This window comes from 'Nostoc azollae' 0708, from assembly GCF_000196515.1.
Classification (GTDB): Bacteria; Cyanobacteriota; Cyanobacteriia; order Cyanobacteriales; family Nostocaceae; genus Trichormus_B; species Trichormus_B azollae.
Window position 1 is genome coordinate 4724352 of record NC_014248.1, and the last position, 12007, is coordinate 4736358.

General features: G+C 36.6%; 10 protein-coding genes and 2 pseudogenes. 5 read left to right on the top strand and 7 right to left on the bottom strand.

The annotated features are described in order from the left end of the window. The first annotated feature begins 10 nt into the window (after window positions 1-10). Complete coding sequence (locus AAZO_RS22000; RefSeq protein ID WP_013192865.1) at window positions 11-595, top strand: glutathione S-transferase family protein; 585 nt, start codon at window positions 11-13, stop codon at window positions 593-595. 171 nt (window positions 596-766) lie between these two features. On the opposite strand, the gene AAZO_RS22005 is transcribed toward AAZO_RS22000, so the two are convergent. The 3 genes from AAZO_RS22005 to AAZO_RS22015 all read right to left on the bottom strand — a co-directional run bounded on the left by AAZO_RS22005 (window position 767) and on the right by AAZO_RS22015 (window position 3748). Continuing rightward, complete coding sequence (locus AAZO_RS22005; protein ID WP_013192866.1) at window positions 767-1744, bottom strand: DnaJ C-terminal domain-containing protein; 978 nt, start codon at window positions 1742-1744, stop codon at window positions 767-769. Window positions 1745-1828: 84 nt separating this feature from the next. Continuing rightward, window positions 1829-2371, bottom strand: a complete 543-nt coding sequence (locus AAZO_RS22010; protein ID WP_013192867.1) for an AAA family ATPase — start codon at window positions 2369-2371, stop codon at window positions 1829-1831. Between the two features lie 87 nt (window positions 2372-2458). Next, on the bottom strand, window positions 2459-3748 hold the full coding sequence (locus AAZO_RS22015; protein ID WP_013192868.1) for a glucose-1-phosphate adenylyltransferase: 1290 nt from the start codon (window positions 3746-3748) through the stop codon (window positions 2459-2461). 515 nt (window positions 3749-4263) lie between these two features. Between AAZO_RS22015 and AAZO_RS35835 the strand changes: the two genes are divergently transcribed. The 4 genes from AAZO_RS35835 to AAZO_RS22035 all read left to right on the top strand — a co-directional run bounded on the left by AAZO_RS35835 (window position 4264) and on the right by AAZO_RS22035 (window position 8182). Then, window positions 4264-4425, top strand: a complete 162-nt coding sequence (locus AAZO_RS35835) for a hypothetical protein (protein WP_187289555.1) — start codon at window positions 4264-4266, stop codon at window positions 4423-4425. Window positions 4426-6023: 1598 nt separating this feature from the next. Continuing rightward, a complete protein-coding gene (locus AAZO_RS22025) occupies window positions 6024-6218 on the top strand; it encodes a TOPRIM nucleotidyl transferase/hydrolase domain-containing protein (protein WP_041641846.1) in 195 nt (64 codons plus the stop codon). 201 nt (window positions 6219-6419) lie between these two features. Continuing rightward, window positions 6420-6731, top strand: coding sequence for a hypothetical protein (locus AAZO_RS22030; protein WP_041641851.1), 312 nt, complete (start codon window positions 6420-6422; stop codon window positions 6729-6731). 5 nt (window positions 6732-6736) lie between these two features. Next, on the top strand, window positions 6737-8182 hold the full coding sequence (locus tag AAZO_RS22035; RefSeq protein WP_013192870.1) for a glycoside hydrolase family 13 protein: 1446 nt from the start codon (window positions 6737-6739) through the stop codon (window positions 8180-8182). Window positions 8183-8248: 66 nt separating this feature from the next. Here the strand turns inward: AAZO_RS22035 and AAZO_RS22040 are convergent, their stop codons facing one another. From AAZO_RS22040 to AAZO_RS22055, 4 genes and pseudogenes are all read right to left on the bottom strand, one after another. Further along, window positions 8249-8494, bottom strand: a complete 246-nt coding sequence (locus tag AAZO_RS22040) for an HNH endonuclease (RefSeq protein ID WP_041641856.1) — start codon at window positions 8492-8494, stop codon at window positions 8249-8251. A 109-nt stretch (window positions 8495-8603) separates the two neighbouring features. Continuing rightward, window positions 8604-8869, bottom strand: a pseudogene (locus AAZO_RS22045) (type II toxin-antitoxin system HicB family antitoxin). A 279-nt stretch (window positions 8870-9148) separates the two neighbouring features. Continuing rightward, window positions 9149-9397 carry a KGK domain-containing protein gene (locus AAZO_RS22050; protein WP_228371761.1) on the bottom strand — a complete coding sequence of 83 codons (249 nt, stop codon included), beginning with the start codon at window positions 9395-9397 and terminating at the stop codon, window positions 9149-9151. Between the two features lie 249 nt (window positions 9398-9646). After that, window positions 9647-11935, bottom strand: a pseudogene (locus AAZO_RS22055) (dynamin family protein). Between the last annotated feature and the right edge of the window lie 72 nt (window positions 11936-12007).

Sequence of the window (12007 nt, forward strand, 5' to 3'; positions counted from 1 at the left end):
GTGAGATTTAATGATGCTCACACTTTATCATTTGCCAATTTCTCAAAATTCACGCCGAGTCTGGATTACATTAATAGACAAAGGCTTGGAATTTGAACTGGTAGAAGTTCAACTAAGTGCAGAACAGTTTAAACCAGAATTTTTAGCAATTAACCCCTTCCACCACATTCCTGCTTTGGTAGATGCCGGTTTTAATGTAATAGAGTCTTTAGCAATTTTGGACTATTTAGAAGTTAAATATCCAACTCCTGTGATGTTGCCAAAAGATGCCGAAGATTTAGCAATTGTGCGAATGGTGGAAATAGTCAGTGTGAATGAATTATTACCTGCTATTACTCCACTGATGTCAGTAATATTAGATTTACCAGGAAAAAATGCAGAAGCAATTGAGCAAGCTAAGACAAAAATTAGTACAGCATTGAATTTTTTCGAGAATCAACTGGATGACCGTCCCTACTTTGGCAACGAGAACCTAACTTTAGCTGAAATTGTAGCGGGAAGTATTGTACTCTGGGTGCCAAGAGGGGGCATTTACTTAGATGACTATCCAACATTAAAAGCTTGGTACGATCACTTAGTTCCGCTTCCAGCATAGCAAACTACCTAAGCAAGACCAGAGATGATAGAAGGTTTTCGGAAACTGTTAATGTCCAGAACAGGATAATATGAATTCAACATTCAAAATAGTTCCTCCAACAGGCTACGCCAACAAAGTGGGGAAGTAGAGAAACTTGTTTTTCCTCCCCTATACCCCTACACCCTTTTTTTATAATTTCACCTGTACCAAATGACTGCGGGGGTTGTAAGTACGGATAGCCCGGATTTTTTCATAATATTCCCTCTCTTGTGAGCTGAGGTCTTTTGGGGGTGCGATCGCCACCTTCACCATCTGATCACCACGTCCACCTTTAGCTAGAGGCCAACCCTTACCACGTAAGCGCAGAGACTGACCAGAACGAACTCCCGCAGGCAACTTCACATTTACATTCCCATCGGGTGTAGGTACATCAATAGTAGCTCCCAAAGTAGCTTCATCAGGAGTGATTAGCACTTCACACACCAGATTATCACCTTCAATTTGGAAAAAAGAATGGGATTGAAGTTCCACCTTTAAATATAAATCTCCCCGTTGTTGAGTCATGGGGTTAACTGGACCCTTACCCCGCACCCGCAGACGAGTACCAGTTTTTGCACCTGCGGGGATGCGAACATCAATTGTTTCGTTACCTAAATTGAAGCGTTTTTGAACTCCAGCGAATGCTTCAGCAAAAGTTAAGCTAATTACAGCTTCGCTATCTTGGGCAGTACCAGCAGCAGCATCTGGAAAACCAAAATGGTTAAAACTGCCACCTGGTCTACCAGTGGAAGTGCGATAAGAGTAATTTTGTTTCCTACCGCCAGGTGCTGCACCACCGAACAAATCATTGAGGAAATCATTAAAACTGCCGTATTGACTGAAGTCAAAGCCACCCATATCTGCCCCCGCACCACCAGGGAAACCTTCACCGACCTGCTTCCAATATTGACCGTATTGGTCATATTTTTTGCGTTTATCCGGGTCAGAGAGAACTTCGTAAGCTTCGTTAACTTCTTTAAATTTTGCCTCTGCTTGCTTGTTACCAGGGTTAACGTCAGGGTGGAATTTACGGGCTAGTTTACGAAAAGCTTGTTTAATATCTTCTGGACTGGCGGTTTTATTGATTCCTAAAATTGAGTAATAGTCTTTAAAGTCGGTTGCAGCCATCTACCAGCCTCCTGTAAAAATTTTTATGTTTTTTTCTAAAAAATCAGATTTGCTGTTTGCCCAGCCTAATGCCAGACAACAAGATTATGCTATTAAATTAGCAAAGGATATCAAAAATCTAGTGTGGTTGTCGCTCATAGTGCCAGCGAAATTACCGTACTCATGCAATTGGGGAAAGCAAGTCAGCCTATCTAGTCCATCGTCTAAGCTAGGGGGAGCATCCCGGAGTTGGCGGTGCATTTGCAAAATAACTTCTTCAGGAACTTGTCGTTCGCGCTGTTTATTACGTCCTAAACACAGCCGAAGAGGAGTTCTTACCCATAGCCCAGTAATGTGATTAAAAGCGAAATCAGGGGCTAATTCTATGATTTTCCGGCGATTTCTTCTCTGGGCGTTGGTAGCATCGAAAATAGTGGGGATAGCTAGAGTAGTAGCTTGCTGAAATTGTCTTTCTATTTCCCGCCAAATCAAGAACCACGGTCCTTGAGTTGCTTCGGAACCAAAGATTTGCCCCCGGATGGCATCTGTAGAAATTAGCTGCATCTGGGGGCATTCTGTCAGTAATTGTTTTGCCAACGTTGACTTGCCACTACCAAGAAGACCAATCAGCAAAAGTAGTTTAGTCATTAGTCATTGGTCATTAGTCATTAGCTATTTTGGGTTGATTAATTAGTTTCGACAACTGACAACTGATAACTGACAACTGACAACTGACTAAATGATTGTACCATCAGGAATTACAGCATTTTTGAGAACGACAACAATTCCACTACGGATAAAAAAGCCTTGTTTTTCGCGTTCAGCTTCTTGGACGTTATCTTTATTGATAATTTTGACATCGTGACCGATACGGGCATTTTTATCAATGATTGCTCTGCGAATAATGGTGTTTGTACCAATGCCTACAGGGATGTCACCTTGTTCTAAGCTACATTGGCGTTCAACTGATGGCTGATAATAGTCAGCACCCATGAGTAGGGATTCTTCAATTACACAGCCTGATTCAATCCGCGATCGGACTCCCAAAACTGAATGCTGAATTCGGCAATTTTTCAAAATACAACCTTCGCCAATCATTGATTCGGTAATATCACAATTCAACAATTTAGAAGGAGGTAAATAACGAGCGCGGGTGTAAATTGGTGCTGCTTCATCATAAAAGCTAAAAGGTGGCATTGGTTGTTGAGTAAGGGCTAAATTAGCATTATAAAATGCTTCAATTGTCCCAATATCTTCCCAGTAATCATCAAATAAGTATGCCTGAACATTGTGATCTTGAGCTGCATCAGGAATAATTTCTTTACCAAAATCAGTCCGCTCTAAAGATTCTTTCAACAGTTTGATCAAAACATCTTTTTTGAAGACATAAATCCCCATCGAAGCGATGTAGGGTTGTAATTCAGCCTGTTCTTTTGTTAACCCCAACACGGTAGTATCGACACGCATTTGCGCTAAAGCTTCACCTTTGGGCTTTTCGCTAAAGTCAATTACCCTACCAGAGTTGTCGATTTTCATCAAACCAAAATCTGAGGCGCGATAATCATCTATGGGGATCACAGAAAGGGTAATATCCGCATTGGTTTCCCTGTGACGCTGGATAAACAGACGGTAATCCATCCGATAGAGGTGGTCTCCAGAAAGAATCAGGAATTCGTCCACGTCCCAATCTTGCAACATCCAAATGTACTGACGCACAGCATCAGCTGTACCTTGAAACCAATTGGGGTTTTCTGGTGTTTGCTGTGCTGCTAACACTTCCACAAAACCATCACTGAAACCGCTGAAGTTGTAAGCACGGGCGATGTGACGATTAAGGGAAGCTGAGTTAAACTGTGTGAGGACGTAGATTTTAAAGATTTCTGAATTGATGCAGTTGCTAACAGGGATATCTATGAGACGATACTTCCCAGCCACAGGTACTGCGGGTTTAGCGCGGAGTTTGGTTAGCGGATAAAGCCGAGTACCCGCACCCCCACCAAGTATGATTGCTAAAACTTTTTTCACAAAATTTCTCCAGACTGCCTTTCAACTCTCACCTACAGTTTAGGACTATGAGTGGCAGCTGATAAGGGGGGATCAAAGAATCTTGGGAAGGAATTTTTGAGATGGGGTTTAGGTAGGTAAAATAGAACTCATGTATTAATGATATTAGAGGTTAGGATGCTATACTAAAAACTGTTTAAAAGTAGTGTCGTTCTGAACGTTCGCGGAGCGTCTCTGAAAGAGATAGTAAAAAATCTCCGAGATACTTCGCCATCTCTTTGAGTATGACATAAGTCCAAGTTTCACTCGTTTGCAGTATAGTACAGTACGGCGTCAATAAACCAACCATTCCAAATCTCTGAAAAGCTCACGCCGTATACATTTTGAATTTTGTTGCGCAGCCTGCTGGAAGCACTATTTTGTTAGCGTAGCTCTTCTGAAAGAAGTATTTTGAATTCACGGCGGTACTAGTTCAATGCAGTGCTTACTGAGGTAAAAACTCATCTTCTGTTACTTCAGCTAAATGATATGGACAGATGACAGGAAAAGACTCTACTGGCAAACCTGTTTCAGCCACACTGAACAGAAAAAGCCACGGTTCTCTTTTAAAACAAGACCAACCTAAAGTTATTATTTCTGAGGAAGAGTATAATCTTGCTATTGAATCTATAGACAAGCTGATGGAATCTGGAGAATAACTTTCTGCAAAGGAAACTTCTCTATTAGAACTGTTATCTATTCTTGTGGAAATGTATGAAGATTCCCAATTTTCTCTAGAATCAGCATCTCCCCAATAAATTCTATTAGATCTTAATCAATGCAGGAGGACTTAAACAGGCAGATCTAGTTGAAGTTAGAGGTTCAAAGGGTGTTATTTCAGAGATTGTGAATGGGAAAAGATCCATTAGTAAAGCATAAGCTAAAGCTTTGGGAGAGTTTTTCCACGTTTCTGCGGCACTTTTTATTTAAGTTCGCTCAGACTTCGTGAATGTGAATGGTCTTACTCAAATCAACATCAGGGCTAAGGTTCTCTTATAAGATTAGAGTTACTATGATTACTAATGGGATATAATCAGCCCTGATTACCTTAATTAAGTGTAAAGAGTGTAAGTATATGAGATTAGACTTTATAGAATATTGTGAGGATAAAGGTAAGGCAAGTGAGTGGCGTTTAGATGATTGTCAGTTAGGTAATATAAACTTAGCTGTTGGTCAGAATGCCTCTGGTAAGTCGAGAATACTTAGAGCTATTAACTTTTTAGCGCATTTGCTATGTGGTGACGAAATGCTCAGACCTCAACATAGGTCAAGAAAATGGAAATTAATCTTTTCTAATACCGAAAAAATACATAATAGTTTACATATTAATAGTTGAGAATGGTCGTGTAGTTACAGAGGAATTAACTATTGCCTCTGAGATTTTCCTTGAAAGGAATAATTCAGGTGAGGGTAAAGTTTGGGCTGAAAAACTAAAAATAGAAATCGACTTTCAGACTCCTATTCATGAAATTGCTCCTTTAAAACGGAGAGATTCTATCCAACATCATTTCTTTGAGGAAATTTATAATTGGGCAAAGTCATTAAAATATTGTCAATTTGGCACAGATTTAGGAAAAGGTCGTGTTACAGTTGCTAACTCGATAAGGATAGGCTTAAAAGATACATAGCAAGTCATTGAAATATTCAATTCAGGCAAAGAAGAATTCGGAGGAAATTTCGTTGAAGCTATAAAATCAGATATGGCATCTGTCAGTTACAACATATGTCAAATATGAATAAGAATACTATATGGTCTGGTTTTTTTAACTAAAAAGGAATTAGTTCCACATTTCCAATATCTTTATGTTCAAGAAAATGAGCTAAAAGATAAAACTGAGCAAGCAATAATGTCTCAAGGTATGTTTAGAGTATTATCTCTAATCATTTAAGTAAACTATTCGGTTTTAGCTAAAAAGCCTAATTGTATTTTAATAGATGATATTGGGGAAGGACTAGATTTTGAAAGACCATCAGTAATGATTAAGTTACTTATTAGTAAATGTGAATCTGAAAGTGGATTAGTTCAGTTAATCACGACAACTAATGATAGCTATGTTATGAATGGTTATGAATGGTGTTCTTTTAGATTATTAGTCAGTAATTGAGAGACAACCAGCATTGGCAAAACTTCATAATATTATATACATAATTCGAAACAAATATTTGAAGATTCTAAATTCGTTGTTCAAAATTATTTTGACTTTTTTGAAGCTCAATTTTACTTAAAAGGATTTGGTAATGAGGAGCATCTAGATCAGTGAGAAAACTAGCTATTTTTGTAGAAGGTAAAACAGAACATATATTTGTAGAAACATTACTTCAAGAAATTGCTGAAGAAAATAAAATTGCTATAGAGATAACTTCTGTAAATGCTAATCAATCTGGACGAGATATTTATTCAGTTAAGAAACCACTTATTATTTGTGTAACAAAATCTTATGTTTTAATATAAGACTCCTTCGGTCACAAAAGAGTGGCTTCTGACATGAAAAAACAGTATGGTAAGCTAATGGTATCTAGCTAGGAGAGAGTTATTAGATTAAAAGATGTTGATCCAACACGCATATCTGACAAATCTAAGCTGCAAAGTAATTTACATTCTTTATTACTAAAGGGTTTAATTCCTCTAAATATAAATATAGTGCGTGCTATCATGGAACTAGAAGTATGGTTTTCAGCAGAATATAATCATTTTGTTAAACTAGATTTCAGTTTAACACCAAATAGAAATCAGGAGATTTTTGGTTTTGAGCCTCCAACTGAGGATATGGAAACGAGACGGAAACCTTCGGATAATTTGAAGCAGATTTATAATCATGTAGGAAAAGGTTTCAATAAAAGTGAAAAACAACTTAATAGGCTGGGATCTAATTTAGATTATGAATTTATATATATAAAACTTGCTAATACTGTTCCTAGTCTGGGAGAATTTATTGGATATATTGATAACTTGATAAGTTATTAGTAAATATGCCAATTCACACACCAGACTGGGTTAAACACGCGGTTTTCTATCAAATCTTCCCTGATAGATTTGCTAAAAGCAAACAACCACATAAACGATTGTTAAATGATGCAAAATGGGAAGATTGGGATGCTTGCCCCACACTCCAAGGTTATAAAGGTGGCGATTTATGGGGTATTTTAGAACAATTAGACTATATCCAAAGTTTGGAAATTAACGCTATTTACTTTACTCCCATTTTCCAATCAGCTTGTAATCACCGCTATCACACCCATGATTATTATCAAGTTGATCCATTATTGGGAGGTAATGAAGCTTTTAAGGAATTACTAGATGCGGCACATCAGCGCACTATTAAAATAGTGCTTGATGGCGTTTTTAATCATGCGAGTCGGGGTATATTCTTTTTTCACGATATTTTAGAAAATGGACCCCATTCACCTTGGGTAGATTGGTTTAAAATTGAAGGTTGGCCACTTGCACCATACACAGGTAATGCACCTGCAAATTATGTAGGATGGGCAGGAATTCGTTCTTTACCAGTATTTAACCATGATAACCCAGAAGTCCGGGAATATATTATGGAAATTGCCGAATATTGGCTTAAATTCGGTATTGATGGTTGGCGTTTAGATGTACCTTTTGAAATCAAAACTCCAGGTTTTTGGCAAGAATTTAGGGAAAGAGTAAAAGCCATAAATCCTGATGCTTATATTGTGGGGGAAGTGTGGACAGATTCCCGTGAGTGGTTGGATGGAAGTCAATTCGATGGGGTAATGAATTATTTATTTACGGGTCCGACTATTGCATTTACCGCAGGTGATCGCGTAGATTTACAACAGGTAGAAGGACGTGCTTATGAAACCTATCCACCGTTATTTGCTGCTGAATATGCTGGAAAGATTGAGGATTTATTAAAATTGTATCCTTGGGAAATTCAGCTAACACAACTTAACTTATTAGCAAGTCATGATACAGCCAGATTAATTACCATTGCCGATGGTGATATTGCTAGTATGGAACTAGCAACTTTGTTATTATTGACATTCCCTGGTGCGCCGAGTATATATTATGGTGATGAAGTTGGTTTACCTGGTGGGTTAGATCCCGACAGTCGTCGTGGTTTTCCGTTAGAAGCAAATTGGAATTTGGAAATACTGGAAACTCACAAACAATTAATTTCACTACGTCATCAATATCCAGCTTTACGGATTGGTAATTATCAAGTTCTTTATGCAGAAAGAACGCTGTATGTATTTGCGCGAACTTTGGGAAATGAGGAATTAATTATTGCTGTAAATGTAGGTAATGAGTCAGTTACAGCTAGTTTTGATTGTATTCAATTACAAAATCAACCGCAAAAACTAATGTATGGTAGAGGTGAAATAAAATGGAATGCTAAAGATGCTTATTTAAACATTCCTGCGCGTAGTGGTTGCATTTTGGGTTAAGGATGTAGATTTTTCTAAACGAACCACAGAGACACAGAGAACATAGAGAGAAAAAGAAAAAAGAGTTTAAATTTCGAAATGTCGGTGAAAACGATGGTCAATTTTATCTGTTTTACGTTGGTTGGAAGTTAAACAGAGCGTTTGTAAATTGCTAATATCGTTTTTTCGACCACGAGACAAAGGGATAATATGATCAATGCTGAGATTAGCTTCTTGGGAAGTTTTACCACAGCTTTGACACTGATATTTATCCCTTTGAAAGATATAGTTTCTCACTTCTGGAGGTATGGGGATGTGTGGCGTTGTATTGATATTAATTGACGAAATTAATCAAAATCTTGGTTAAGTTTTTGAGAGTAATAACGTGCATATTCTATAATGTAATTATGCCATGGAAAAGATTTCACACTTATATGATTAATTATTCATCGGATCCAAATCTTATAGCAATAAGTTGGGTATCTTTGATGTATACAGCTTGATTAAATGTTAGTTGTGGAAGGGTATAACCTGTTGTTTGATAAGCGATTACTAATGATTCTAAAGTATCTATTCCATTATTAACTTCTTCTTGATAAGTATCTCCATGTATCCGCCAATTTTGTCCGGGAAAGTCAGAAGAACCTACTAAAAACACTTATCTTCTTCTGACCATTGAATTATCATTTGATATTTAAGGTTCATCATTTTGTGTTTTACCTTCTATTTCCTTAATAGCTTATTTTAGTTTTTACCAACTTCACTAACTTTAATAATAGATTTCTTCTTAATTATCAATCTTTACATTAATTAGTTTTTGAGAAGATATTGATTGTAACAATTAATAATCCTGTAAATCCTGGACATCCTGATTCAGATAATTAAGCGATTAGAAATCACACTTACACAAACATAGTCCACCTTCGTGGACTAATTAATTTATGAAGTAGCATTATTTATCTTATGTCGTAAATCATCAAGTGGTGATTATGGTTCTTTAATTTCTGGTGTTTCTTTAGTCTGTTCTATTTCTCCCACCGCATAAAATTTAATACATAGACTCAATTTTAATTTTCCTTTCTTCCAAGATTTAGAACCTAAAGTTAGTATTGCTGCATCCATACCTTCTTGAAAAAATTCAAGAGCATAATAACCCTCTTGCAAATAATTAATTTTCTCCTCTATTATTAATAGATTCCAGACTTTTTCCAGAAGTCCTTCATTGTCAACAAGTATTTCTCATGCTTTTTTAAAATTACTAAATTTATAAATTAATTCATTACATTCAATTATATCATCATCATTACACTCTATGAACTGAAAATTATTTTCCATTTCTTTCTTCCTCTATGTTCTCTTTCTCTCTGTGGTTTGTCCAACAAAACCATAAAACTAGGTGAACACAGAAAAACCATGCATTCACCCAAAGTATTATACCTGTTCTCCCCCAATTACTGGTAGTAAATTTTCATATAACTGCATTCCTTATAAACAGCTATTAATTCCCACAATTGCTGTATTATATTCCTGAATATTGCCATCAAGTTCACTTAATAAATGCTGATTATTAGCAATCTTTTCCTCAGCTTATTGCTGCAATGTTCTCTCTAAATAAGCACCTACATGGGGATATCGTTGTTATCATCAGCCGGTTCTTTCCCCATTGGTAATAACTGTGTTTTGATGGTTTGATTAATAGTTTAACGGCAAGATTTACGAATGGTGTGGGAAACTTTGGGTTCAAAGTCCAACTTCAATAATTGTCTAATAGCAGGTTCTGCTTCGATGATAAGTTCTGGGTCGTAACCTTGAGAACTTTGTTGTAATGTTTGCCGAAATGGATAAATTGAAAATGTGCCTTCATCGTAAAATCTAGGACTTTCTCTGACAAAGGGATCGCATTCTACGCTTGCAGCACTTACTAAAGCTTGAGTAATAACTCGTTCAATTAATTTTACCTCTGATTCTATTCCTCCATTATTACCTAATAACCGATACAATATAACCGATACAATTGGCGGTAGTATTCTGATTTTCTAATTTTTTCCATTAGCTGTTGAAATAGATTAGTAATTACTGGTTGACAAGACTCAAAGAAAATATCTTCCAATTGATTTGATAGGTAATAAAAAGCCTCTACTAAAATAGCTAATAAAGCTGCAGTTGCATTGCGGGGATGACTCAAAGTTACACGACGATAAGCATCGGCTATGGAAAAGGTATCTAATAATTCATCAAGACGACGAATAATTCGTGGTTCTAATTGCCGAAAATATGCTTCAAATTTTTCAGAATTATTATTAATTAGCTTGTTGACTTTATCATTAATATGTTGATGAGACTCTCTCCCAACTTGCTGGAGTTACTGGTTTGATTTTTGTAACTCATATTCTTTCATACTTTCGATTGCTCGTGGTTGACTATCTAAGTTAATCTGCACAATTTGATAGTGTTTCTTGAGTTTAAGACAATATCGCCTAAGTCATTCGCAAGATCTTTAAATAACTGTGGACGTTTTTCTTCTGTGAGATAGCGGGTAATTGGTGTGCGAAAGTCTTCAATTCCACTATCTTGGATGACTTGGTTAATGAGTGGTGTTGCCTGTTCACTCAAGATTCTCACATAGTTTGGATTGGGAGTTTCAAACCTGTTAAAAGAAATACGAAATTGACTGCGAGATAGGTTTCCAGAATTAGCATAATAACGATTAAATCCATTCACAAATTGACGTATTTCTTCTTTCCCATCGAAGCTTTTGACACTTTCTACAAGAATTGAATCTAACCCAAATCTATCTAATCTCGTGGTCTGTTTAAGTTGACTACCGTAAAAACCTAGTAAACTACTGGTGTTATAAACTCTCCTACTATCTCGAAATTGGCGATTAATTAAATCTCCTAATCTTTGTCTAAGTTGGTTATTGTACCAAGTTTTATCTATGGGGTTAAAGATATAAAAAACTCTGTCTCTTATTCCTGTATTCTCCCGCATTGTTTCCAACAGTTCTGTTTCTTCTTTTGTCATATCTCCTGCTGACGCAGGTTTGAGAACACAGACTACTGCTGATGTATCTTAATGTTGAATTTTTGCATAAGTTAATTGTGCATCTTTCTCTATAGGTGCATCAATTCCTGGTGTATCAATAATGATGATACCATCTTCTAAAAGCGGATGATGACAGTAATATTCTATCCGTTTCAACACTGCGCCATTACTACCACCTCGCGCATATCCAGCAGTTTCTTTGAGGTTAGAAAGGTTACATTGTTCCATTGAATATGTGGCATTATTAATTATATTGATGCAATCGCGATTTACTAAATATCCATGTAACAATAAAATCAAGGCTTTTGCTTGTTTTGCACGTTGTGATTTACTTTCTCCTCCTTCTTGTTGAAGAATTGCCTTATAACCTTGATGGAGTCAATCAATGGGATCAGGTTTATTGATATTTACAACTGTATTAAACCCCAATTATTGACACAAAAAAACCGCTTGTTCTCTGATGTCTGCTTCACCTAAAAAAGTTAAAACAAATCTTTTTCCATGTGCTGGTACATACTCACTTTTGCATTCTTCAGCAGTTGGGTGTCCTTCTGGACTATATAATAGTTCTCTCTCCAAGAGTGCATTAATCAAGATTTATTTACCTGCACTAAAAGCGCCTGCAAATACAATTTCAAATCTAGCAGAAACAGCTTTATCTCAAGATATCTGGATAGAAGTAATATCTTGAGAATGCAAAGCCGCTTCTTGGTGTAAAATTTGTAAAATAGATTCGACTTGTGATTGTAGTTGCTGACATTGGGGTGCTAAATTGTACTTACTAACTAGTAGAAACTCTTT

Excerpts from the sequence above, each read along its gene's own strand:
- AAZO_RS35835 (WP_187289555.1), top strand. The coding sequence starts at position 4,264 with ATGACAGGAAAAGACTCTACTGGCAAACCTGTTTCAGCCACACTGAAC.
- AAZO_RS22030 (WP_041641851.1), top strand. The coding sequence starts at position 6,420 with ATGGAACTAGAAGTATGGTTTTCAGCAGAATATAATCATTTTGTTAAA.
- AAZO_RS22005 (WP_013192866.1), bottom strand. The coding sequence starts at position 1,744 with ATGGCTGCAACCGACTTTAAAGACTATTACTCAATTTTAGGAATCAAT.
- AAZO_RS22035 (WP_013192870.1), top strand. The coding sequence starts at position 6,737 with ATGCCAATTCACACACCAGACTGGGTTAAACACGCGGTTTTCTATCAA.
- AAZO_RS22010 (WP_013192867.1), bottom strand. The coding sequence starts at position 2,371 with ATGACTAAACTACTTTTGCTGATTGGTCTTCTTGGTAGTGGCAAGTCA.
- AAZO_RS22000 (WP_013192865.1), top strand. The coding sequence starts at position 11 with ATGATGCTCACACTTTATCATTTGCCAATTTCTCAAAATTCACGCCGA.